We start from the raw sequence: 22,752 nt of genomic DNA, 5'->3' as shown, positions 1-22,752 counted from the left end.
CGTCTAGGCTCTGTACGAAAAGTCTTGAGACGAAGGTCAGGCAAGGCGAAAACAGCCGAGGAAGCGCAGTGTACTGGAGTACATGAGCATTCCGAGGCTGTTTTCAACGCAGCATGAACGAGTCTCAAGGCTTTTCGTACAGAGGCTAAGCCTCGTCATCCAGGCGCCGTCCAAGCAGTCGCCGCCCGCGGGTAATCAGCTCAATGAGCTGCACGGCACTGAGGGCATGGGCAAACAGCCAACCCTGGCCGAACGTGACACCTTCGCTACGCAGGTATGACGCCTGAGCCTCGTGTTCGATACCTTCGGCAATCACCTTGAGCTCCAGCGCATGGGCCATGCGAATGATGTGCGGCGCCACGCCGCTGCTGGCGGCGTCGTGGCCGAGGGCATCGATAAAGGCCTTGTCGATCTTCAGGCAGTCCACCGGCAGGGTTTGCAGGTAAGCCAGGCTGCAATAACCAGTGCCGAAGTCGTCGATCAGCACCTGATGGCCCACATCACGTAGCGCTTGCAGGTTATCCCTGGCAACCAGCACATCGATCAGCCCGCGCTCCGTCACTTCAAAGGCAATCTGCCGCGCCGACACGCGATGCCGCGCCAGCAACCGGGCGATCACTTCGCCGATGCGCGGCACCATCACGTCGCATGCCGCCAGGTTCACCGAAATATAAAGCTGCGGATTGGCCCGCAGCAGCTGGCCCAACTGGTCAAACAGCCGCTGCAAGACGAAGTCGGTAATCTGGCGGATCTGCCCGGTATCTTCCGCCATCGGGATGAACAGATCCGGGCTGGTCAAGGTGCCGTCCGGTCGTCGCCAGCGCAACAAGGCTTCGGCACCGACACAGTTGCGGCTGCGCAGGTCGAAAATCGGCTGATACAGCACTTGGAACTCACCGCGCCGGATGGCCCCGTGCAACTCGACATCCATGGATTGGCGCTGGCGGGCCAGGAGAAATACCAGGAAGCCGATCCCCAGGCCCAATATCAGGCTGGTGGGCAGCATCCACCAGGCATTGGCCGGAATATGAAAGCTGTTGCGCTGGGCTATCAGCACCAGTTGATATTCCGGACTGTCGGTCTGCATGCGATAGATCAACCGGTTCGCTGTCACCTGCAAGGCATTGCGGTTTTTCGGCGGCCAAGGCTCGGTGGGCGGCCAATATTGATCGGTACCCAGCACGGGAATGGCGCGCTGGCCATGATCCAGGACCACCAGCAGGCTGCTGCCGGGCGACAGGTCCACCACGTCGGTCAGATGCCCTCTGGAGGTGGCGACCCGAAAATTGCCACGCCCCAACATCAATGCCGCGCGGTTTTCGTCGGGCTCAGTGGTGGTGTTCAGCCAGTAACTGTAGGTCGGCCCCCGCAAGTCGGGCGCACGGGCAAGGGACAATCCGCTCTGGCGTGGACGGCTGGAGCAGGCACCGCGACTGTCGATATACACCGCCTCGTAGACGAAGCGGTAGTTGAAGCTGACCTGTTGCAAGGTCGCGATCATCTCCTCGTCGCACCCGCGCAGCGGTTGGTTCTGCAGGTCATCGAGGCTTTCGCGCAATTGCCCGAAAAGCTGTTCCAGCCTTTGCAGGAAGCGTTCACCCTGGGCGTTCATCTGGTCGCTTTCGCGCTGCTGGGTCTGCTGCATGACAACGAACAGACTCCCCGCCAGCAACAGCAGCGTACTCAGGACAGCCGCCATCATCGCCAGGAAAAGAGGGCGATGGAGCCAGCTTTGCAGAGTTTCACGGGCAGCCTTCATCGATTGGTAATCCGAAAGTTACCAATGAGTTATAGCCGCTGATTTGGATTTGGCCCTTATCGTCAGACAAGCGTCATTATTTTGTCTGGTTGAGTACCTGCAGGATCGCCGCAGTTTGCGCGTCCGGCGTACCGTCGAACCGGGTCGGTCGATAACGCATCTGGAAGGCAGCGAGCACATGGTGGGTAGCCACGTCCCAGTCGCCGGTGCGGGGTGTCGGATAACCGAGGCGGGCCAACTCCGTCTGAAACCAGGTGGCGCTCGGCAGCTGCGTCATGAAAAAAGCCTGCTGGTTCGCGACTGCCTGTTCGTCCGGCCAGACCCCCAGACCCGCTTCCGCCAGGCGCTTCCAGGGGAACAACGGACCCGGATCAAGCTTGCGCAGGGGGGCGATGTCGCTGTGTCCGATGATGTTGATCGGGTTGATCGCGTTGCGCCGGGTGATGTCCTTGAGCAGTGCGATCAAGGATTGGACCTGGGCTTCGCTATAGGGATACCAGAGACGCCCGGTGAGGGTGTCGACGTACCCCGGGTTGACGATCTCGATGCCGATGGAGCTGGAGTTGAGCCAGGTTCGACCCTGCCATTCGCTATCCCCGGCGTGCCAGGCGCGTCGACTTTCATCCACCAGCTTGTAGATGGTCGCGTTCTTGTCGTCGCCGATCAGGTAATGGGCACTGACTTCGCCATGGGTCAGCAGCGCCAGGGACCGCTCCAGGGAAGCCGAGGTGTAATGCACCACGACGAACTGGATACGGCTGTCCTGGTTCGCCGACGGGTGGCTGGTATCGAGCCGCGGGCCGCTGGCGCAACCGGCCAGGGCCAGCAGAAAGATAATGATCGAGACAGTTTTCATGGCGCGAAGGCGTTTACGAATGACGAATAATGCAACAGTGTAACGTATCACTGTGCAAGGGTCCGGCTTGCTTTGCGCGATTAAACAAAATGGAACAATTGACCTCAGCCCAGTTCCACTCGGTTACGCCCGGCAGTTTTTGCCCGATATAGCGCCTGATCGGCTCTTTTAAGCACATGATCGCTGTACTCACCCGGCTTGAAGGCGGTCATGCCCATGGACACGGTAATCGTCACCGGTTCGCCCTTGAAGTGAAACGGGCAAGCTTCGATAGCCGCCCGCAGGCCCTCAGCCAGTTTGGCGCCCGATGCCAAAGGTGTGTCAGGCACGAGCAGGACGAACTCCTCTCCGCCAAAACGAGCGATGAAGTCGCTGCCCCGCAGGCGTTTACGCAGCACGGTAGCGATGATCTTCAACACCCGGTCGCCGGCCAGGTGACCGTAGTTGTCATTGATGCGTTTGAAGTGATCGAGGTCGAGCATCGCCAGCAGCAAGCTGTTGCCGTGTCGCTGCCACTGAGCGACCTCGTGTTCGAGACGCTCGGTCCAGGCAGCGCGGTTGGGCAAGCCGGTGAGCGGATCAATCAAGGCCTTTTGTCGTTGCTCTTCAAGGTTCTCGCGCACGACCTGGGCTTCCTGCTCCATCACCGCGACGCGCTCGGCCAGGCTCTTGAGGCGGCTGGAAACCTCCTGCTCGCGCTGATCACGCTGCTTCTGATGCTGGTCCATCGTCCCGAGCAGACCTTCCAGATGGTTCTCCAGCACCTGCTTGAGACCTTCCAGGTCGTCGGCTTCCTGCATGCTGCTTTGCAGACCATCGACCTGTTCGCGAATCTGGGTGTCCATCTCCCTGGCGGCCGAGAGATTGTCCGCATGGCCTGCACTGGCAGCGCGCAAGCTGCTCTGGAACGACTCCAGCCGATCATTGAGGCGTTGCAGATACGCTTCGAATTCAAGCTGGCCGCTGTCGGTGATAGCCAGCATGAGCGTTGCGAAATCGTCGAGAATCGGCAGCAATTCATACCAGTTCAAACCATTTCGAAGACGCTCGCCCATGGCCTCGGCTTGAGGGCGATGCCGCTCGGGCAGGGTCAGGTCACCCAGAAGGCCCAGCAGAGTGTCTTCGATGTGCTTCGCCACCGAACTGTAGGACGGTTCCGGGGAGTCGGGCAGGGCGTAATGGGCCTCATCCGGATCGGCGGGCAGTGGCTCGACGGTTGTCGAAGGCTCCTCAGGTTCTATCTCGAGAGACGGTGCTTCTTCCAGCACTGGTAGTGGCGCTTCGGGTACCAGCTCGTCGGGATTCTCCTGCGCGGCGGCGACCGCAGGCTCCGGGATAGTCGGTGCGGGCCCGTCGGCTTCCTCCGACTCGAGGAGCGGTGCCGCGTTATCGGCCGCTGACTTCGGCGCGAATTCAACCATGGGCGGAATGAAGGCAACCGGTTCGAGCGTTTCATCGACGGGCCGGGCCCGTTCCACCGTCGGCAAGACAGGGGCAGAAACGGTCGTCAGCTGCATCGACGCTGGCGGTGGCGCTTCGGTCGGGGGCGTCGGGGGCACGGGCGCACCGCTGTCCGGGGCGGGTACGTGGGGCCGAGGGGCCGTCTCTTCGTGACCATGACCACCAAACAGCCGTTGCAGCAGGCCGGGGCGGCTCTCCTCGACAGGCGTCTCCAATGCACTCAGCGCCTTGCCCTGCAAATCGCTCAACTCGCTGAGCAACAGGGGAATTTCCCGGGTCTGGTCGACCCGCGCCTCCAGATGCTTGGCAAACCTTTTCAGCGGCCGACGGACTTCTTTGGGCAGCGGCAGGGTCTGTAGCTGAGCGACCAGCGCGGTCAGTGCGGTGCTCATCTGTTCGACCCGGGTCTCGCGACGCTGCTCGGAATCCAGCACGGCTTTTTCCAGGCGTGGCAACAGGGCGGCGAGGGCGGCATCCATGTCATCGGTGCGCACCACTTCGCGCATCTCTTTCATGCACTGATCAACGGCCCGGTCCGTACCCTCGGCGGCCAGGGTACTGCGCACCAGGCCACGACGCAGCAAGTCGAGCCGGGCATCCCAGCGGCGCTCGAGCTTTTCCTGCTGTTCAATGCTCTTGAGGTACTTCTCTCTCCAGCGTTCGGCGTCGTCGCTCATTCATCGGGTCCGCAAGGGGCAGAACTCAGCACAGGAAATGCGTCGGCCGTGAGCGAACCCGGTAAACGAATTTCGACTGCAACCGGCAGGTGATCGGAAATGGGCTGGGCCAGGACCTCGACACGTTCGAGGGTCAGGGTCGGGCTCAGCAGAATATGGTCCAGGCAGCGCTGGGGGCGCCAGCTGGGGAATGTTGCTTCGAGTTGGGGCGCGAGCAGGCCGAGGTCGCGCAGGGGCGAGGTCTGCAACAGGTCGTTGGCGTGTGTGTTCATGTCGCCCATCAGCACCTGGTGCTTGTACCCACCAATCAACTCCCGGATATAGGCCAGTTGCATCGTCCGGGTACGCGCCCCGAGGGCCAGGTGCATCATGACCACGACCAGTGCCTCCGGACCTTCGCCGAAGCGCGCCAGGATCGCTCCGCGCCCTTTGGGGCCTGGCAGCGGATGGTCTTCGATCGCCCACGGGCGCAGGCGACTCAACACACCATTGCTGTGCTGGGCGAGACGGCCGAGGTTGCGATTGAGTTGTTGATACCAGTAGGGAAACGCACCCAGTTGGGCCAGGTGCTCCACCTGGTTGACGTAGCCCGACCTCAGACTGCCGCCATCGGCCTCTTGCAAGGCCACCAGGTCGAAGTCCTTCAGCAGATCACCGATTTTCTGCAGGTTACCGGCGCGTCCGGTGTGGGGCAGCAGATGTTGCCAGCCCCGGGTCAGGTAATGTCGGTAGCGTTCGGTGCTGATGCCTACCTGGATGTTGAAGCTGAGCAGTCGCAGACGATTGTCGGCGGGCAGGCCCGTGGACGCGACATGATGCTCGTTGACCCGCGGCTCATGCAGGCCAACGATGCGTTCGGTGCTCCAGCGAGCCATGGCGTGGGGCCGCGCTTAGTTGGCAGCAGCCTTGGTGGCTGCTCGCTCTTTGGCGATCAGCGTGTCAGCCAGTTGCAAGGCTTGGTCTGCGCCGCCGGCAGAGCCGATGTCAAAGCGGTATTTGCCGTTGACGATCATGGTCGGTACGCCAGTGATCTCGTACTTCTTCGCCAGCTCCTTGGCTTTGACGATTTGGCCCTTCACGGCGAAGGAGTCGAAGGTCGCCAGGAATTTCTCCTTGTCTACGCCCTGGGTTGCCAGGAAGTCTGCCATGTCATTTTTGTCGGTCAGCTTCTTATGTTCTTTCTGGATGGCGTTGAACACCGCCGCGTGAACCTTGTGCTCGACACCCATGGCCTCGAGAGTCAGGAACATCTGGCCATGGGCATCCCATGGGCCGCCGAACATGGCGGGGATGCGGACGAAGTTCACGTCCGAGGGCAGCTTATCGACCCATGGATTGATCACTGGCTCAAAAGCGTAGCAATGCGGGCAGCCATACCAGAACAGCTCCACCACTTCGATCTTGCCGGGCACGGCCACCGGAACCGGGTTGCTCAATTCGACGTAAGGGGCCTTCGATTCCTCGGCGTTGGCTTGAGCGCCGATGCCGAACAGGCTGGCGGCGACGAGCGCGGCGCTGATGATCAGATTACGCATGCTTTACTCCTGGACAAATAGGTGGCCTCGCGAGATGTGTCTTCAGACAGACCATGGCGGGTTCAAGTTCTTAGTGTAACGGCAGCGGCCACAAAAAAGGGCGGCCAAAGCCACCCTTTTGATGCTTGCATCGACAGATTAATCGAGCGTTAACGTTACAAGCGGTGTACACCCCTCGCAACGCCGCTCAAAGACCTCAGTGCAGGCCCTGGATATAGCTGGCGACGGCTGCGATGTCTTCGTCGCTCAACTTGCGAGCGATGGTGCGCATGGTCATCGCATCGCCGTCGTTGGCACGACCGCCTTCTTCCTTGCGGAAATCGGTCAGTTGCTTGGCCACGTACTGGGCGTGTTGACCGCCCAGATGCGGGAAGCCGGCAGCGGCGTTGCCGGCACCGTTCGGCGAATGGCAACCGGTGCAGGCCGGCAGGCCCTTGTCCAGGTCACCGCCACGGAACAGCTTCTCACCGCGGGCCACGAGTTTCTGGTCGGCGGCGCCGACGCTGCCCTTCTGGCTGGCGAAATAGGCGGCGATGTCCGACAGGTCCTGATCGCTCAGGTTGGTCAGCAGGCCGGTCATTTCCAGAACGGTACGCTTGCCCGACTTGATGTCGTGCAACTGCTTGGTCAGGTAGCGTTCGCCCTGACCCGCCAGTTTCGGAAAGTTTGGCGCTGCACTGTTGCCATCCGGCCCATGGCAGGCCCCGCATACGGCGGCTTTTGCCTGGCCGGCGGCGGCATCGCCAGCGGCGTGGGCTACGCCGGATATCCCCAAGGTCAACAGCAGACTCACGATCAGTTTGTTCATCAGCTAATCCAACTACGGCTAAGGGTTAAAGAGTTATGGACCGGGTTCACTCGCTCATCCACTGGATGATGGCTTGGTAATCCTCGGCACTGCAGTCCATGCACAAACCACGCGGCGGCATCGCCTTGAAACCCTGGGTCACGTGTTGCACCAGCGTCCCCATACCTTTCGCCAACCTCGGCGTCCAAGCTTCCTGATCGCCCTTGCGGGGCGCCGTTGGCAGTTGGCCGGAATGACAGGCACCACAAACACGGTTGTACACAGCTTCCGGATCCTGTGTAGCCTGAGCGCTGTAAAGCGGCATCAGGACGCCGGCAGCTAGCAGCCATTTCGTCATAAAACGACCTTTTCAGGGTTGAGAGCAAGCTGCGTTCTGATGCGCAATTTAGGTCGATCGCTCTCGTGAGCCTCATCCTTCGCTGGGACAAAGCGCACACAAAATCTGCGGCATTATATACTGGCGTCACTGAAACGGAAACGACACAGCTTGCCGCGTCCATTCCCGACGCCGCCCACATCGGAAATCCCATGCAACTGAAGAACCCCATCCTTGGCCTGTGCCAACAGTCCACCTTCATGCTCAGCGCCGCCAAAGTCGATCAATGCCCCGACGACGAAGGCTACGAAGTGGCGTTTGCCGGGCGTTCCAACGCCGGTAAATCCAGCGCATTGAACACCTTGACCCATGCAAGCCTGGCACGCACCTCGAAAACCCCAGGTCGCACGCAGCTGTTGAACTTCTTCAAGCTAGACGATGAACGCCGTTTGGTCGACCTGCCCGGCTACGGTTACGCCAAGGTGCCGATTCCGCTCAAGCAACACTGGCAGCGTCACCTGGAAGCCTATCTGGGTAGCCGCGAGAGTTTGAAAGGGCTGATCCTGATGATGGACATCCGCCATCCGATGACCGACTTCGACACGCTGATGCTCGACTGGGCGGTTGCCAGCGGCATGCCCATGCACATCCTGCTGACCAAGGCGGACAAGCTCACCTACGGTGCGGCCAAGAACACGTTGCTCAAAGTACAGTCGGAAATCCGCAAAGGCTGGGGCGAGGCGATCACCATCCAGCTGTTCTCGGCCCCCAAGCGTATGGGCCTGGAAGAAGCCTACACCGTGCTGGCCGACTGGATGGAACTGGCGGACAAGGGCAGCGAAGAGGCCGAATAAGCCAAATCGCAGGCAAAAAAAACCCCGGACTTCGTATGGGGAGGGGGAAGTTCGGGGTCCAAGTTCCGGACCGCTAGGGCGGGGTCCAGATATCTGCCAACACTTAACACAACATAGGAGCATTGAAGGGCTTCACCAGCCATTCAGAATCTCTGAGTGGCATTTCATGGGTTTAGTTCAGATTATTTTTGAAATGCCCTTAGGAAATTTCTTACCCGCCCCTCGCAGGCAATGACATTCAACTCTGGCGAGGGGATGTATCCCCCGCAGGGCTGCAAAGCAGCCCCCGGAAGTTCGTCACGCCTCAGTGCGCCTCATCCCAGTTGTTGCCCACACCCACTTCCACCAGCAGCGGCACGTCCAGCGCAGCGGCGGCGCTCATGTGCTGGCGAATGTCCTTGCTGACCTGTTCGACCAGATCTTCCCGCACTTCCAGCACCAGTTCGTCGTGCACCTGCAGAATGACCCGGGCATCCAGCCCTGAGGTCGACAACCAGCGATCCACGGCCACCATCGCTTTCTTGATGATGTCGGCAGCGGTGCCTTGCATCGGTGCGTTGATCGCCGTGCGTTCAGCTCCCTTGCGCAGCGCCGGGTTCTTCGCGTTGATGTCCGGCAGGTACAACCGGCGGCCGAAAATGGTTTCGACAAACCCCTGTTCGGCGGCCTGGGCGCGGGTGCGCTCCATGTACTCCAGCACACCCGGGTAGCGGGCGAAGTAGCGGTCGATGTAGGCCTGGGACTGCTTGCGATCGACACCGATCTGTTTGGCCAGACCAAAGGCGCTCATGCCGTAGATCAGACCGAAGTTGATCGCCTTGGCGCTGCGGCGCTGGTCATGGCTGACGGCCTCCAGCTCGACGCCGAAAACTTCGGCGGCAGTGGCCCGGTGCACGTCCAGGTCGTTGCGGAACGCATGGAGCAGACCTTCATCCTTGGCCAGGTGAGCCATGATCCTCAATTCGATCTGCGAATAGTCCGCCGCCAGCAGTTTGTAGCCTTTCGGCGCCACAAACGCCTGCCGGATCCGTCGACCCTCGGCGGTACGGATCGGAATGTTCTGCAGGTTCGGATCGATGGACGACAGCCGCCCGGTCGCGGCAACGGCTTGTTGATAATTGGTGTGGACGCGGCCGGTGCGGCTGTTGATCTGCTCCGGCAGGCGATCGGTGTAGGTACTCTTGAGCTTGCTCAGCGAGCGGTACTGCATCAGCACCTTGGGCAGCGGGTAATCCTGCTCGGCCAGTTCGGCGAGCACCGCTTCGGCGGTGGATGCCTGGCCCTTGGCGGTTTTGCTGAGCACCGGCAAACCGAGTTTTTCGTACAGGATGACGCCCAATTGCTTCGGCGAGCCGAGGTTGAATTCCTCGCCGGCGATGGCGAACGCCTCACGCTCCAAGGCCACCAGTTTCTCGCCCAGCTCGACGCTCTGCGCGCCCAGTAAGTTGGCATCCACCAACGCACCCTGGCGCTCGATGCGCGCCAGCACCGGCATCAGCGGCATTTCGATCTCATTGAGCACCTTGCCCAGGCTTGGGATCGCCGCGAGTTTTTCCTGCAGGGCCTGGTGCAGACGGAAGGCCACGTCGGCATCTTCGGCGGCGTACGGGCCGGCCAGTTCCAGGGAGATCTGGTCGAAGGTCAGCTGTTTGACCCCTTTGCCGGCGATGTCCTGGAAATCGGTCTTGCTCTGGCCCAGGTACTTGAGTGCCAGGCTGTCCATGTCGTGACGGGTCGCGGTGGAGTCCAGCACGTAGGATTCGAGCATGGTGTCGAAGGCAACGCCCTGGACCAGGATGCCGTTGTTCTGATCGCCACCAATGGCGCAGTTGGCCAGGATGTTGGTCTCAAACTTGGCGTGCTGGCCGACCTTGAGCTTGTCGGGGTTTTCCAGCAGGGGCTTGAGGGCCTTGAGCACCGTGTCGCGATCCAGCTGCTCCGGCACGCCCATGTAGGAATGGGTCAGCGGAATGTAGGCCGCTTCATGGGCCGCCACGGCAAACGACAACCCGACCAGTTGCGCATGCTGGGGATCGTCACCGTTGGTTTCCGTCACGAACGCAAACAACGGCGCTTGCTCGAGCTTGGCCAGCCAGGCATCGAAGCGCGCCTGATCAAGGATGACTTCGTACTTCGCCTCGGCGCCACCGGGCTGCTCGTCGGCCACTTCGACGATCTCCTGGCCGACCCGCTTGGCGTCCCGCTGGTTTTCTTCGAACCAGCTCTTGAACTCCAGCAGGGTGTACAGCTCGGCAAGTTTCTCGTGGTCCGGTGGACCCATTTGCAGGTCGTCGAGGCCAACATCCAGCGGCACATCGATCTTGATGGTTGCCAGTTCGTAGGAAAGAAATGCCATTTCCTTGTGTTCTTCGAGCTTGGCCGGCAGCGTCTTGGCGCCGCGAATCGGCAACGTGGGCACGATGTCCAGTTGCGCATACAGCTCGGTCAGGCCGCCGTTGACCCCCACCAGCAAACCGGAGGCAGTCTTTGGCCCGATCCCCGGAACGCCCGGGATGTTGTCGGAAGAATCGCCCATCAGTGCCAGATAATCGATGATCTGCTCCGGAGCGACACCAAATTTCTCCTTTACGCCAGCCACGTCCAGCGAGCTACCGGTCATGGTATTGACCAAGGTAATGTGCCCGTCGACCAATTGAGCCATGTCCTTGTCACCGGTGGAGATCACCACCGGACGGTCGGCTGCGGCGCTGCTGCGGGCCAGCGTGCCGATCACGTCGTCGGCTTCGACGTTGTCCACGCACAGCAGCGGGAAGCCCAGGGCCTTGACGCTGGCATGCAGCGGCTCGATTTGCACGCGCATGTCGTCGGGCATGCTCGGACGATTGGCCTTGTACTCGGCGTACAGCGTATCGCGAAACGTCCCACCCTTGGCGTCGAACACCACGGCAAACGGGCTGTCCGGATACTGCTTGCGTAGGCTCTTGAGCATGTTCAGTACGCCCTTGACCGCACCGGTCGGCAGGCCTTTGGACGTGGTCAGCGGTGGCAGCGCGTGAAATGCGCGGTACAGATAAGAAGAACCGTCCACCAGGACGAGGGGGGCTTGGCTCATGAGCAGGATCAACCTTTTCGGCGGGTCCGGGGCTAGAATAGCGGGACCGTTGACGACAAAGGGACAAGGTTATCATGCGCACACTAAATCGCCTGTTACTGGCTGGCTTGTTTGCGATCACCCCGCTTGCCGTCATGGCGGCGGACGACGCACCTTCGGCGGACCCGGACGTCACCATTCGCACGGAAGGCGACAACACCATCCAGGAGTACCGGCAAAACGGCTTCCTGTATGCGATCAAGGTCACGCCCAAGCACGGCAAGCCTTATTTCCTGGTACGCGCCGATGGCACTGATGCAAACTTCATCCGTTCGGACCAACCGGATATGCTGATCCCGTCATGGAAGATCTTTGAGTGGAAATAGTTTCCTAATTTCAACCGGCGCCCGCTCAAGGGCGCCCGTATTGGCAGTTTTAACCATGTCTGTGTTCACGCCCCTGGCTCGGCCCGAGCTGGAAACCTTTCTTGCCCCTTACGGGCTCGGCCGCCTGCTTGATTTCCAGGGGATCGCCGCTGGCAGCGAAAACACCAATTTCTTTATCAGCCTGGAGCAGGGCGAGTTCGTCCTGACTCTGGTGGAACGCGGTCCGGTGCAGGAAATGCCGTTCTTCATCGAACTGCTGGACGTGCTGCATGAGGCCGACCTGCCGGTGCCTTATGCCTTGCGCACCACCGACGGCGTTGCGCTCAGGGAGTTGGCCGGCAAACCTGCATTGCTGCAACCACGCCTGGCCGGCAAGCATATCAAGCAGGCCAATGCCCAGCATTGCGCCCAGGTCGGCGAGTTGCTGGCGCATCTGCACCTCGCCACCCGGGACAACATGATCAAGCGCAAGACCGATCGCGGCCTGGACTGGATGCAAGAGGAGGGCGCGAAGCTGCTGTCACACCTCGAGACCGAACCTCGTCGGCTGCTGCAGGAGGCGCTGGACGAAATCTCCCTGCAGAAGAACGACATCCTCGCGCTGCCCCGCGCCAACATCCACGCGGACCTGTTCCGTGATAACGCCATGTTCGAAGGCACGCACCTGACCGGGCTGATCGACTTCTACAACGCCTGCTCCGGGCCGATGCTGTATGACGTCGCCATTGCCCTGAACGACTGGTGTTCGGATGACGACGGTGTGCTCGATGGCCCAAGGGCGCGGGCGCTGTTGGGCGCCTATGCCGCTCTGCGGCCCTTCACCGCCGCCGAGGCCGAGCTATGGCCGACCCTGCTGCGCGTGGCGTGCGTGCGGTTCTGGCTGTCGCGCTTGATCGCCGCCGAATCCTTTGCCGGACAGGATGTGCTGATTCACGATCCGATGGAGTTTCAGCAGCGGTTGGCGCAGCGGCAGGACGTTCATACACCGCTGCCTTTTGCCCTGTAAAAGCATCGCGGGCAAGCCTTGCTCCCACAGGTCTGTGTTTACTCTGTGGGAGCAAGGCTTGCCCGCGATCGGGATCGTCGCCAATCAAGCGTTACAACGACTCCAGGCACCCCGCCAAATCATTCCCCAGTTTTTCCAACAACTGCTCATACCCCTGCGCCGTCGCCGGGGTGTAGCCGCCCAGCGCATCCAGCTCCGCCAGCTTCACTGGCAACCCGGCCACCAGGGTTTCCGCCAGGCGCGGGCGCAGGGGTGGTTCGCTGAACACGCACGTCTTGCCCACCGCCTGCAAACGCGTACGCATCGCCGCCACATGCTGGGCGCCGGGCTGGACTTCGGCGGCCACGGCAAACACCCCGGCGTGCTTGAGGCCATAGGTGTCCTCGAAATAATCGAACGCTTCGTGGAACACGAAGTAGGGCTTGCCCGCAATCCCGGCCAGGCGGGACTTGAGACGTGTGTCCAAGGCATCGAGCCGCTGGTTGAAGCCCTTGAGGTTGCTTTGATAGCGTTCGGCATTGGCCGGGTCGGCAGCGCTCAGGTCAGCGGCCATTCTGGCGGCGATCACCCGCGCATTGATCGGTGAAAGCCATAAATGGGCATCGATGGTGCCAGGACGATGGTCATGGTCATGCTCGTCGGCATCCTCGTCGATATGGGATTGGCTGTCCTCGGTAAAATGCCGCAACTTGAGCCCCGGCAGATCCTGTACCGCGACGGAAGGCAGCGTACGACCGTTCAACACTCGCGGCAGGAAACCTTCCATGTCCGGGCCGATCCAGTACAGCAGATCCACCGACTGCACCTTGCGTACGTCGGATGGGCGCAAGGCGTAGTGGTGAGGCGAAGCACCGGGAGGCAGCAATACCTCGGGAACGGCCACGCCGTCCTGCACCGCAGCGGCAATCAGCTGCAACGGCTTGATGCTGGTGAGGACCTTGACCTCGGCCTGGGCCGAACCGATCAGCAGAAAACTTGCGACAAAAGCGACAAAGAGCAAAAAAAATCGGGACACGATGACCACTCGAAGAGGCGAGAACGGGTAACATAATAACGTCTCTCACTGAACTCGTCGCTGCCCATGCCTATTACACCCCTCGCCAGTCGTCCCCACGATCACTCCCACTGCGTGCACAGCGCGCTGTCCGAGGCCGATGCCATCTGTGCACGGCAGGGGCTGCGCCTGACCGCCTTGCGGCGGCGCGTGCTGGAACTGGTCTGGCAAAGCCACAAGCCGTTGGGTGCCTACGACATTCTGGCGGTGCTCAGCGAACAGGATGGCCGCCGCGCCGCGCCGCCGACAGTCTATCGGGCGCTGGACTTCCTCCTGGAAAACGGCCTGGTGCATCGCATTTCCTCCCTGAACGCCTTCGTCGGCTGCAACCATCCCGAGCACGCCCATCAAGGCCAGTTCCTGATCTGCCGCGAATGCCACGCCGCCATCGAGCTGGAACAGAAGTCCATCAGCGATGCCATCGTCGCCAGTGCCAAGGAGGTCGGTTTCATGGTCGACAGCCAGACCGTCGAAGTGGTCGGTCTCTGCTCCGGTTGCCAGGGGGCCTGATGAGCAATGCCTTGATCCGCCTCGAGCAGGTGGCCGTGACGTTCGCCGGGCAGAACGTGCTGGACAACATCCACCTGAGCGTCGAGCCGGGGCAGATCGTCACCCTGATCGGTCCCAACGGCGCCGGCAAGACCACCCTGGTGCGCGCCGTGCTGGGTTTGCTCAAGCCGGACAGCGGCAGTGTCTGGCGCAAACCGAAGCTGCGGGTCGGCTATATGCCACAAAAACTCCATGTAGACCCGACGCTGCCCCTGTCGGTCCTGCGTTTCCTGCGCCTGGTGCCTGGCGTGGATCGCGGGCGGGCCCTGGCGGCACTCAACGAAGTCGGCGCCGAACACGTGATCGACAACCCGGTGCAAAGCATCTCCGGCGGTGAAATGCAGCGCGTGCTACTGGCCCGTGCCTTGCTGCGCGAGCCCGAGCTGCTGGTGCTCGACGAGCCGGTACAAGGGGTCGATGTGGCGGGACAGGCCGAGCTGTACAGCTTGATCACCCGCCTGCGCGACCGCCATGGCTGCGGCGTGCTGATGGTCTCCCATGATCTTCACCTGGTCATGAGTACCACCGACCAGGTGGTCTGCCTCAATCGGCATGTCTGCTGTTCCGGGCATCCCGAGCAGGTCAGCGGCGACCCGGCATTCGTCGAGCTGTTCGGCAAGAACGCACCCAGCCTGGCGATCTATCACCACCACCATGACCACGCCCATGACCTGCACGGTTCGGTGGTCATCGGTGCACCTGTTACCCCCCATGTTCATGGAGATGGCTGCAAGCATGGCTGATTTTCTGATGTACGCCCTGCTTGCAGGCCTGGCCCTCGCGCTGGTGGCCGGTCCCCTGGGCTCATTCGTGGTCTGGCGGCGCATGGCCTATTTCGGCGATACCTTGTCCCACGCCGCCTTGCTGGGTGTAGCGCTGGGGTTCCTGCTGGACGTCAGCCCAACGGTGGCGGTGACCGTCGGCTGTCTGTTGCTGGCGGTGGTACTGGTGACCTTGCAACAGCGCCAGCCGCTGGCGTCCGATACACTGCTGGGTATCCTCGCGCCCAGTACCCTGTCCCTTGGGCTGGTGGTGCTGAGTTTCATGCGTGAAGTGCGGATCGACTTGATGGCCTACCTGTTCGGTGACCTGCTGGCCATCAGTCCGACGGACCTGGCCTGGATCCTGGGTGGCAGCGCGGCTGTGCTGCTGTTGCTGGTGGCGCTCTGGCGACCGTTGCTGGCCGTCACCGTCCACGAAGAACTGGCCCGGGTCGAAGGCCTGCCCGTAACGGGGCTGCGGTTGGCGCTGATGCTGCTGATCGCGGTGGTGATTGCCGTGGCGATGAAAATTGTCGGTGTATTGCTGATTACTTCATTGCTGATCATCCCGGCGGCCGCGGCACAACGTCACGCCCGCTCGCCGGAGCAGATGGCCCTCGGCGCGAGCCTGCTGGGCATGCTTGCGGTGTGTGGCGGGCTGGCCTTGTCGTGGTTCAAGGACACCCCGGCCGGGCCGTCGATCGTGGTCAGCGCCGCGGCATTGTTTCTGCTGAGTTTTGTCCTGCCCCGCCGAGGGGTGTAGACTTGCTCGCTTTTTGCGCAAATAGAGAGTCGCAGGAAATGAAGCCGTTCGCCTCCCGTTATCTGCTCCTTGTCGCATTTTCCTTGCTGCTGGGGGCTTGCACCAGTTCGCCGCCAGTGACCGAAGCACCCGACACCCGGGGCCCGGCCATTGCGCAGTTGGAACAAAGCCTGGCCGGCAATGAGTTGGCCACCGCTGAAGATCAGCTGGCCGCACTGCAGGCCCAGACGCCGAACGACCCGACGCTGGAGCCCTATCAGCGGCAACTGGCCGAGGCGTATCTGCGCCGCAGCCAGATCGATCTGCAAAAAGGCGATGTAAACGCCGCCGCCACCGCCCTGAGCCGTGCCCGCGCCCTGATGCCCAAGGCACCAGCGCTGACCGGTGAATTCAATGACGCAATAGCCGAGGCTCGTAAGGTCGAGCTGGATAAAGCCGAAGCGGCTCTCCAGGCTGCCGAAACCAAACCGGCCGCCAAGGTGATCGATCCGAGCGCCGAGAGCACCACGATTCAGCTCAATATCAACGATATCCAGCAAATGCGTCGGCAACTGGATGCCATTGCCGCTGATGTGGTGAATTTTCAGTGTGATGTCACCGTCCAGGCGCCGCGTACCGACGATTATCCGTGGCTGGCGAACCTGCTGACCAAGCGGGTCAAGAAGCTGGATACGGGGTTTGATCTGAAGCTTCGCAAACAGATCCTGCGCAGCGTGCCGGCACAGCTGGTGCTGACTCCGCGTAAATCCTAAAAGCATCGCGAGCAGGCTCGCTCCCACATTGGATTGGGACTGTTCGCGATATTTGCATACGCCATCGGCCCTGTGGGAGCGAGCCTGCTCGCGATGGCGTCAGCACATCTAACATACCCGCAAGCTGACCCACCACTATCGCGAGCAGGCTCGCTCCCACATTGGATGTGTTGTGAATACAAATTTTGTATCCGACATAGAATCCTGTGGGAGCGTAGCTTGCTCGCGATAGCGTCCTGACAGGCAACAAGCCTTTTTCAGACGGTCATCAAGCCGGAATCCCCTTGGCCTTGGGCTCCCGCGCCCAAACCCGATGCTGGGCAATCGCCGCAAAGAAATCCGCGAACTTGCCGGCATCCGCATCCGGAATCAGCCCCGCGTCCACGTCCAGTTTCAACAGCGCCAGCAATTGCCTGGCTTCGCCGTTGAGGGCAATAGCCTTCAGGTGTTTGTAGGCCTCCAGCAGGTAATGCAGCGCAACGCCATCGCCGCTCAGGGCCTGGATCGATTGCGCGCCACCCGGTACGAACACTGCGTCAAACGCAATGGACGGCAACCCTTCCATGGACGCGTCCACCGGCAGCGTTTGCCCAGCGGCGGTCATGACTGGCGCCGAGGTCGGCCCGAGGATTTTTGCATGGGCGCCCTCGGCCTTCAGCGCCTGCTTGAGCGCATCGATGATCGCCCCATCGACACCGTTCGCCACCAGCACCGCGACTTTGCGCGTCTTGATATCGCCAGACAGCAGGTTCGCCTGGCTCAAGGCTGGAGATGTTTCCAGCGAAGGGGTCGGCACATCCACGGTGCACGCGGTGGGCGCTGGCAACCCAAGGTTTTTCGCCACCCGCGCCGCCAGCTCCAAATCGATGTTGGCGAGGATCTCGTTAACCTGCCGCGCCCTGATGTACTCCCGCTCGACCTTGCCCAACTCGAAACTGTAGGCCGCGATGATGTGCTCCTGTTCGTGGACACTCATGCTCTTGTAGAACAGCCGCGCCTGGGAAAAATGGTCGCTGAACGAGTCACTGCGCTGGCGGATCTTGTAGGCGTCGATACGCTCCGGATAGCTTTCAAAACCACCGTCTTGCGGACCGGGCGGGGTTTCCTTCGGCCAGCCACCGTCGATGGAGTTGGGCTCGTAGGAGGTCCGCCCCTTGTCGATGGTGGTGCGGTGCATGGCGTCGCGCTGGCCGTTGTGCACCGGGGTGATCGCCCGGTTGATCGGCAGCTCATGAAAATTCGGCCCACCAAGTCGGCTGATTTGCGTATCGGTGTAGGAAAAGAGCCGGCCTTGCAGCAACGGGTCGTTGGAAAAGTCGATGCCCGGCACGATATGCCCGGGGCAGAAGGCGACTTGCTCGACTTCGGCGAAGAAGTTATCCGGGTTGCGGTTCAGCACCATCTTGCCCAGGGGCGTGATGGGCACGAGTTCTTCAGGAATGATCTTGGTCGGGTCGAGCAGGTCGAAATCGAATTTGTGCTCGTCTTCCTCGGCGACGATCTGCACACCGAACTCCCACTCCGGGTAATCCCCCATCTCGATCGCTTCCCACAGATCGCGACGGTGGTAGTCCGTATCTTTACCGGCCAACTTCTGGGCTTCGTCCCACACCAATGAACACGTACCGACCTTGGGTCGCCAATGGAACTTGACGAAACTGCTGCGGCCTTCGGCGTTGATCATGCGGAACGTATGCACGCCGAAGCCTTGCATGCTCCGCAGGCTTTTTGGAATGGCCCGGTCGGACATCGCCCAGATCACCATGTGAGCCGATTCCGGCACCAGCGAGACAAAATCCCAGAAGGTATCGTGGGCCGAGCCGCCGGTAGGAATCTCGTTGTGGGGTTCGGGTTTTACCGCGTGGACAAAGTCCGGAAACTTCACCGCATCCTGTATGAAAAAGACCGGCATGTTGTTGCCTACCAGGTCGAAGTTGCCTTCGTCGGTAAAGAACTTCACCGCAAAACCACGCACGTCACGCACCGTGTCACCAGAACCCCGCGGCCCTTGCACGGTGGAAAAGCGCACGAACACCGGAGTCTTTTTGCTTGGGTCCTGTAGGAAGCCGGCCTTGGTCAGCGCCGAATGCGCTTCGTAACTTTGAAAGTAACCGTGGGCCCCGGTACCGCGGGCGTGCACGATGCGCTCAGGAATACGCTCATGGTCAAAATGCGTGATCTTTTCACGCATGATGAAGTCTTCCAGCAGCGAGGGCCCACGGGCGCCGGCGCGGAGAGTGTTCTGGTTGTCGGCGATCTTCACACCCTGATTGGTGCGCAGGGCCTGCTCGGTGGCATCGGAGCGAAACGGCTCCAGGCTCTCAAGCTTGGCGTTGGTGTTGCCGCGATCCAGGGTGTCGGTCCCGGCCAGTTGGCTCTTGCCGGTTGCAGGCTGCTTGGTATTCATCAGACATAAACTCCTCGTTTCGATCCCTTTTCACGCAGGGCTTGCGGACAAGCGCCGGGCGGTGGCGCCCAGGCATTTGGGAGTGGCTTATGTAGTGACTGATGAGGGTTCGAGCCGTTCCCTCGGAACGCGCCTGGAGTTTCCGGCCAGCGCCAACCCGGCAAAGATGAGCATCAACGTTGGGTTGGCAAAACTTCAGCGGTCAGATGCCATCGCGCAGGCTCTCGGTCCTCCATCTCTGGCGCGTATCCACGCCTTGATAACGGTCGACCCATTCCGGGCTGGTCTGAGGCGATGGGCCTTGGTGGTTAGGCATCACATCATGGATTGACGGTGCCCGTGGATAGCTGAAAGGACTTATTCGAAATGAAACCGAGTATGTGGATATATTTAACAACTAACTTTAAATGCTCTTGAGCAGGACCGATGAACGATCGTTTGCCTGTCAGGCCAGGCGACCGCTGCATGACCATCGGCCCCCGACGGTGGCTAGGATAGGCACCAAGGACTGACGGCCAGGCTTGCAGACCTTCGATCGCGTTATTGCCAAATGGCAACCAGATTGCGAAATAAATGCTAATGGCCTCTATACAGACAGGCTAAAATGCGCCCCGGCTAACCGCCCCCCTTTTCCAACGCGCCCCACAAGGTTCGCTACGTGATTGAGTTTCAAAACGTCCATAAAACCTACCGCGTCGCCGGTAAGGATATTCCCGCGCTGCACCCGACCAGCCTGACGATCGAGAACGGTCAGGTCTTCGGCCTGATCGGCCACTCCGGTGCAGGAAAAAGTACCCTGCTGCGTCTGATCAATCGACTGGAAGACGCCAGCGGCGGCAAGATCATCGTCGACGGTGAAGAAATCACCGCCCTGGACGCCACGGGCCTGCGACGCTTCCGTCAACAGGTCGGGATGATTTTCCAACACTTCAACCTGTTGGCCTCCAAGACCGTGGCCGACAACGTGGCCCTGCCTCTGACCTTGGCGGGCGAGTTGTCCCGCAACGACATTGACCGGCGGGTAGCCGAGTTGCTGGCCCGTGTAGGTCTGTCTGACCACGCCAGGAAGTACCCGGCGCAGTTGTCCGGCGGCCAGAAGCAGCGCGTCGGCATTGCCCGCGCCCTGGCAACCAAGCCCAAGATTTTGCTGTGTGACGAGGCCACCAGTGCGCTCGACCCGCAGACCACCGCATCGGTGCTGCAACTGCTGGCCGAAATCAACCGCGAGCTGAAGCTGACCATCGTGTTGATCACCCATGAAATGGACGTGATCCGCCGGGTCTGCGATGAAGTGGCGGTGATGGACGCCGGCGTCATCGTCGAGCAAGGTCCGGTGGCCGACGTGTTCCTGCATCCCAAGCACCCGACCACCAAGCGTTTCGTCCAGGAAGACGAGCAGATCGACGAGAGCGAACAGCGCGACGATTTTGCCCACGTACCCGGGCGCATCGTGCGTCTGACCTTCCAGGGCGATGCGACCTACGCACCCTTGCTCGGCACCGTCGCCCGGGAAACCGGTGTGGACTACAGCATCCTGGCCGGCCGTATCGACCGCATCAAAGACACCCCCTATGGGCAACTGACCCTCGCCATCACCGGCGGTGACATGGAGGCGGCGTTTGCCCGCTTCACCGCGGCCGATGTTCACATGGAGGTGCTGCGCTGATGGAACTGTTGAGTTCATTCTTCTCCAACATCGACTGGCTGGAAATCTGGCTGGCGACCGGCGACACCTTCCTGATGCTGTTCGGCTCGCTGTTGTTCACCGTGCTGCTCGGCCTGCCGCTGGGGGTGCTGCTGTTCCTGTGCAGCCCACGCCAGTTGCTCGAGGCCCGCGGCGTTTATGCGCTGTTGTCGCTGATCGTCAACATCCTGCGCTCGCTGCCGTTTATCATTCTGTTGATCGTGATGATTCCGTTCACGGTATTGATTACCGGCACCTCGTTGGGCGTGGCTGGCGCGATCCCACCGCTGGTGGTCGGCGCGACACCGTTCTTCGCCCGCCTGGTGGAAACCGCCCTGCGCGAAGTCGACCGCGGCATCATTGAAGCGACCCAGGCCATGGGCGCAACCACCCGACAGATCATCGTCAACGCCTTGCTGCCGGAAGCCCGTCCGGGCATCTTTGCAGCGATTACGGTGACAGCGATTACGCTGGTGTCCTACACGGCCATGGCCGGTGTGGTGGGCGCTGGTGGCTTGGGCGACCTGGCGATCCGGTTCGGTTACCAGCGTTTCCAGACCGATGTCATGGTGGTCACGGTGGTACTGCTGCTGGTGCTGGTCCAGGTCCTGCAAACCGTAGGCGACAAGCTGGTTGTGCATTTCTCTAGAAAATAAGGCCTCGTGCCCATAAACCATGAGCCAGCCATTCGCTGGCAGGCGCCGAGAGCGGGCGCCCCACAAGGAGTTAGCTGAATGAAGAAGTTACTGGTTGCCTTCGCTGCCGCCGCAGCATTTTCCGCCCACGCCGACACCCTGACCGTTGCGGCAACGCCGGTGCCTCACGCGGAGATCCTTGAGTTCGTCAAACCGGCCCTGGCCAAAGAAGGCGTGGACCTCAAGGTCAAAGTCTTCACCGACTATATCCAGCCGAACGTACAGGTCGCCGAAAAGCGCCTGGACGCCAACTTCTTCCAGCACCAGCCGTACCTGGATGAGTTCAACAAGGCCAAGGGCACTCATCTGGTGAGCGTCGCCGGCGTGCACCTGGAACCCCTGGGCGCCTACTCGAGCAAGTACAAGAAACTTGAAGAACTGCCAGGTGGTGCCACCGTGATCATCCCCAACGACGCTACCAATGGCGGCCGTGCGCTGTTGCTGCTGGCGAAGGCTGGGGTAATCAAGCTGAAGGATTCGAACAACATCTTGTCGACCACCAAGGACATTGTGGAGAACTCGAAGGATCTGAAATTCCGTGAACTGGAAGCGGCGACCATTCCGCGTGTGCTGACTCAGGTGGACCTGGCGCTGATCAACACCAACTATGCGCTGGAAGCCAAGCTGGATCCGTCCAAGGATGCCCTGGTGATCGAAGGCAGCGACTCGCCTTACGTGAACATTCTGGTAGCCCGTGAGGACGACAAGGAAAGCGAGGCGATGAAGAAGCTGGCGGCTGCGCTGCATAGCCCGGAAGTGAAGGCGTTTATTCTGGAGAAATACAAAGGCGCGGTTTTGCCGGCGTTTTGATCTGATCGGGTGATGAAAAAAACGGGACTGCGTGGGAATGCAGGCCCGTTTTTTTTGCACTCATGATAAATTCCCGCAGCGACCTCTAATGAATAGAGGGCATTCAGGGAGAGAAGTAAGTGATCAAGTCTTTGTTGGTTGGCGCATTGCTGGCAATGGCATCCGCATCGGCCTCTGCGATGAGTTGCGATAACCCTAGAAACGCCTATGACAGAACCTATTGCGCGTCGCTGAAAATGGTTCAGTCGGATCAGGAAATCAATGATCAATACAAGAAGACGATGAGTGCCCTGAACCCGGATCAAAAGAAAAAAGTGAAGGCCGCTCAAATCCAATGGATCAAAATTCGTGACAACGCTTGTTCCAACGATGGCCTGCTCTACCTGGACTGTGCCAACGAGAAGACCGAAGCGCGTATCGTCATACTCAAAGCTGTCGAGCGCGAGTGCCGTGCTGCCGGTTGCGACGATGCCAAGCTCTCGCAAGTCGAGTAACCCGTAAACCGGTAGCAGTCTTCCAAGAGCGGCAGACATCTATTGCTAAGAAGAAGCGATAGGACAAGCGAAA

At 60.7% G+C, this 22,752-nt stretch carries 21 protein-coding genes; 11 read left to right on the top strand and 10 right to left on the bottom strand.

The annotated features are described in order from the left end of the window. Positions 1-145 precede the first annotated feature (145 nt). The 7 genes from LOY35_RS00200 to LOY35_RS00170 form a co-directional block, all read right to left on the bottom strand. Positions 146-1,759 (bottom strand): EAL domain-containing protein, encoded by a 1,614-nt coding sequence (locus tag LOY35_RS00200; RefSeq protein WP_258629514.1) that lies wholly within the window; start codon positions 1,757-1,759, stop codon positions 146-148. 76 nt (positions 1,760-1,835) lie between these two features. Then, the gene (locus LOY35_RS00195) at positions 1,836-2,615 is read right to left on the bottom strand and encodes an N-acetylmuramoyl-L-alanine amidase (RefSeq protein ID WP_258629512.1); all 780 of its coding nucleotides are present in this window, start codon (positions 2,613-2,615) and stop codon (positions 1,836-1,838) included. Positions 2,616-2,719: 104 nt separating this feature from the next. Next, a complete protein-coding gene (locus LOY35_RS00190) occupies positions 2,720-4,753 on the bottom strand; it encodes a diguanylate cyclase (protein WP_258629510.1) in 2,034 nt (677 codons plus the stop codon). Next, positions 4,750-5,628, bottom strand: a complete 879-nt coding sequence (locus tag LOY35_RS00185; RefSeq protein ID WP_258629509.1) for an endonuclease/exonuclease/phosphatase family protein — start codon at positions 5,626-5,628, stop codon at positions 4,750-4,752. The genes LOY35_RS00190 and LOY35_RS00185 overlap by 4 nt, the downstream gene beginning before the upstream one ends. Before the next feature lie 15 nt (positions 5,629-5,643). Next, positions 5,644-6,288: a thiol:disulfide interchange protein DsbA/DsbL gene (locus LOY35_RS00180; RefSeq protein WP_258629507.1), complete on the bottom strand. Its 645-nt coding sequence runs from the start codon at positions 6,286-6,288 to the stop codon at positions 5,644-5,646. A gap of 196 nt (positions 6,289-6,484) precedes the next feature. Next, positions 6,485-7,096, bottom strand: a complete 612-nt coding sequence (locus LOY35_RS00175; protein WP_258629505.1) for a cytochrome c — start codon at positions 7,094-7,096, stop codon at positions 6,485-6,487. Positions 7,097-7,142: 46 nt separating this feature from the next. Then, positions 7,143-7,433, bottom strand: a complete 291-nt coding sequence (locus LOY35_RS00170) for a cytochrome c5 family protein (RefSeq protein WP_024778410.1) — start codon at positions 7,431-7,433, stop codon at positions 7,143-7,145. A 191-nt stretch (positions 7,434-7,624) separates the two neighbouring features. Here LOY35_RS00170 and yihA point away from each other — a divergent pair, with 191 nt between their 5' ends. Beyond that, positions 7,625-8,266 (top strand): ribosome biogenesis GTP-binding protein YihA/YsxC, encoded by a 642-nt coding sequence (gene yihA / locus LOY35_RS00165; RefSeq protein ID WP_055127069.1) that lies wholly within the window; start codon positions 7,625-7,627, stop codon positions 8,264-8,266. Between the two features lie 304 nt (positions 8,267-8,570). On the opposite strand, the gene polA is transcribed toward yihA, so the two are convergent. After that, positions 8,571-11,339, bottom strand: coding sequence for a DNA polymerase I (gene polA / locus LOY35_RS00160; protein ID WP_258629504.1), 2,769 nt, complete (start codon positions 11,337-11,339; stop codon positions 8,571-8,573). 74 nt (positions 11,340-11,413) lie between these two features. Between polA and LOY35_RS00155 the strand changes: the two genes are divergently transcribed. Together LOY35_RS00155 and LOY35_RS00150 are read left to right on the top strand one after the other, a co-directional pair. Continuing rightward, entirely contained in the window at positions 11,414-11,704 is a 291-nt protein-coding gene (locus tag LOY35_RS00155) for a DUF2782 domain-containing protein (RefSeq protein WP_258629503.1), read from the top strand. Between the two features lie 55 nt (positions 11,705-11,759). Continuing rightward, positions 11,760-12,710: a homoserine kinase gene (locus LOY35_RS00150; RefSeq protein ID WP_258629502.1), complete on the top strand. Its 951-nt coding sequence runs from the start codon at positions 11,760-11,762 to the stop codon at positions 12,708-12,710. Positions 12,711-12,801: 91 nt separating this feature from the next. On the opposite strand, the gene LOY35_RS00145 is transcribed toward LOY35_RS00150, so the two are convergent. Then, complete coding sequence (locus LOY35_RS00145; RefSeq protein ID WP_258629501.1) at positions 12,802-13,725, bottom strand: zinc ABC transporter substrate-binding protein; 924 nt, start codon at positions 13,723-13,725, stop codon at positions 12,802-12,804. 66 nt (positions 13,726-13,791) lie between these two features. Here LOY35_RS00145 and zur point away from each other — a divergent pair, with 66 nt between their 5' ends. The 4 genes from zur to LOY35_RS00125 are packed head-to-tail and all read left to right on the top strand — an operon-like array spanning position 13,792 to position 16,589. Then, positions 13,792-14,274 (top strand): zinc uptake transcriptional repressor Zur, encoded by a 483-nt coding sequence (zur, locus tag LOY35_RS00140; RefSeq protein WP_258629499.1) that lies wholly within the window; start codon positions 13,792-13,794, stop codon positions 14,272-14,274. Next, positions 14,274-15,056 carry a zinc ABC transporter ATP-binding protein ZnuC gene (znuC, locus tag LOY35_RS00135; RefSeq protein ID WP_258629497.1) on the top strand — a complete coding sequence of 261 codons (783 nt, stop codon included), beginning with the start codon at positions 14,274-14,276 and terminating at the stop codon, positions 15,054-15,056. Before zur ends, znuC begins: the two co-directional genes overlap by 1 nt. Then, positions 15,049-15,837, top strand: coding sequence for a zinc ABC transporter permease subunit ZnuB (znuB, locus tag LOY35_RS00130; protein WP_041024684.1), 789 nt, complete (start codon positions 15,049-15,051; stop codon positions 15,835-15,837). Before znuC ends, znuB begins: the two co-directional genes overlap by 8 nt. A gap of 38 nt (positions 15,838-15,875) precedes the next feature. Continuing rightward, complete coding sequence (locus LOY35_RS00125; RefSeq protein WP_258629495.1) at positions 15,876-16,589, top strand: PA5502 family lipoprotein; 714 nt, start codon at positions 15,876-15,878, stop codon at positions 16,587-16,589. A gap of 268 nt (positions 16,590-16,857) precedes the next feature. On the opposite strand, the gene katE is transcribed toward LOY35_RS00125, so the two are convergent. After that, positions 16,858-18,996, bottom strand: a complete 2,139-nt coding sequence (katE, locus tag LOY35_RS00120) for a catalase HPII (protein WP_258629492.1) — start codon at positions 18,994-18,996, stop codon at positions 16,858-16,860. 658 nt (positions 18,997-19,654) lie between these two features. Between katE and LOY35_RS00115 the strand changes: the two genes are divergently transcribed. The 4 genes from LOY35_RS00115 to LOY35_RS00100 all read left to right on the top strand — a co-directional run bounded on the left by LOY35_RS00115 (position 19,655) and on the right by LOY35_RS00100 (position 22,679). After that, on the top strand, positions 19,655-20,662 hold the full coding sequence (locus LOY35_RS00115) for a methionine ABC transporter ATP-binding protein (protein WP_258629489.1): 1,008 nt from the start codon (positions 19,655-19,657) through the stop codon (positions 20,660-20,662). Beyond that, a complete protein-coding gene (locus LOY35_RS00110; protein ID WP_003196204.1) occupies positions 20,662-21,336 on the top strand; it encodes a methionine ABC transporter permease in 675 nt (224 codons plus the stop codon). The genes LOY35_RS00115 and LOY35_RS00110 overlap by 1 nt, the downstream gene beginning before the upstream one ends. A gap of 78 nt (positions 21,337-21,414) precedes the next feature. Next, positions 21,415-22,185, top strand: coding sequence for a MetQ/NlpA family ABC transporter substrate-binding protein (locus LOY35_RS00105; RefSeq protein WP_258629486.1), 771 nt, complete (start codon positions 21,415-21,417; stop codon positions 22,183-22,185). Between the two features lie 119 nt (positions 22,186-22,304). Beyond that, on the top strand, positions 22,305-22,679 hold the full coding sequence (locus LOY35_RS00100) for a lysozyme inhibitor LprI family protein (RefSeq protein WP_081993370.1): 375 nt from the start codon (positions 22,305-22,307) through the stop codon (positions 22,677-22,679). Positions 22,680-22,752 lie beyond the last annotated feature (73 nt).

The sequence above is a fragment of the Pseudomonas sp. B21-028 genome (assembly GCF_024749045.1).
In the GTDB taxonomy this organism is placed as follows: Bacteria; Pseudomonadota; Gammaproteobacteria; order Pseudomonadales; family Pseudomonadaceae; genus Aquipseudomonas.
Note: the sequence above shows the minus strand (reverse complement) of the source record. Positions and strands in the feature narration are given on the sequence as shown.

Coding starts and splice junctions, on each gene's coding strand:
- LOY35_RS00200 (WP_258629514.1), bottom strand. CDS start 1,759: ATGAAGGCTGCCCGTGAAACTCTGCAAAGCTGGCTCCATCGCCCTCTT.
- LOY35_RS00195 (WP_258629512.1), bottom strand. CDS start 2,615: ATGAAAACTGTCTCGATCATTATCTTTCTGCTGGCCCTGGCCGGTTGC.
- LOY35_RS00190 (WP_258629510.1), bottom strand. CDS start 4,753: ATGAGCGACGACGCCGAACGCTGGAGAGAGAAGTACCTCAAGAGCATT.
- LOY35_RS00185 (WP_258629509.1), bottom strand. CDS start 5,628: ATGGCTCGCTGGAGCACCGAACGCATCGTTGGCCTGCATGAGCCGCGG.
- LOY35_RS00180 (WP_258629507.1), bottom strand. CDS start 6,288: ATGCGTAATCTGATCATCAGCGCCGCGCTCGTCGCCGCCAGCCTGTTC.
- LOY35_RS00175 (WP_258629505.1), bottom strand. CDS start 7,096: ATGAACAAACTGATCGTGAGTCTGCTGTTGACCTTGGGGATATCCGGC.
- LOY35_RS00170 (WP_024778410.1), bottom strand. CDS start 7,433: ATGACGAAATGGCTGCTAGCTGCCGGCGTCCTGATGCCGCTTTACAGC.
- yihA (WP_055127069.1), top strand. CDS start 7,625: ATGCAACTGAAGAACCCCATCCTTGGCCTGTGCCAACAGTCCACCTTC.
- polA (WP_258629504.1), bottom strand. CDS start 11,339: ATGAGCCAAGCCCCCCTCGTCCTGGTGGACGGTTCTTCTTATCTGTAC.
- LOY35_RS00155 (WP_258629503.1), top strand. CDS start 11,414: ATGCGCACACTAAATCGCCTGTTACTGGCTGGCTTGTTTGCGATCACC.
- LOY35_RS00150 (WP_258629502.1), top strand. CDS start 11,760: ATGTCTGTGTTCACGCCCCTGGCTCGGCCCGAGCTGGAAACCTTTCTT.
- zur (WP_258629499.1), top strand. CDS start 13,792: ATGCCTATTACACCCCTCGCCAGTCGTCCCCACGATCACTCCCACTGC.
- znuC (WP_258629497.1), top strand. CDS start 14,274: ATGAGCAATGCCTTGATCCGCCTCGAGCAGGTGGCCGTGACGTTCGCC.
- znuB (WP_041024684.1), top strand. CDS start 15,049: ATGGCTGATTTTCTGATGTACGCCCTGCTTGCAGGCCTGGCCCTCGCG.
- LOY35_RS00125 (WP_258629495.1), top strand. CDS start 15,876: ATGAAGCCGTTCGCCTCCCGTTATCTGCTCCTTGTCGCATTTTCCTTG.
- katE (WP_258629492.1), bottom strand. CDS start 18,996: ATGAATACCAAGCAGCCTGCAACCGGCAAGAGCCAACTGGCCGGGACC.
- LOY35_RS00110 (WP_003196204.1), top strand. CDS start 20,662: ATGGAACTGTTGAGTTCATTCTTCTCCAACATCGACTGGCTGGAAATC.
- LOY35_RS00105 (WP_258629486.1), top strand. CDS start 21,415: ATGAAGAAGTTACTGGTTGCCTTCGCTGCCGCCGCAGCATTTTCCGCC.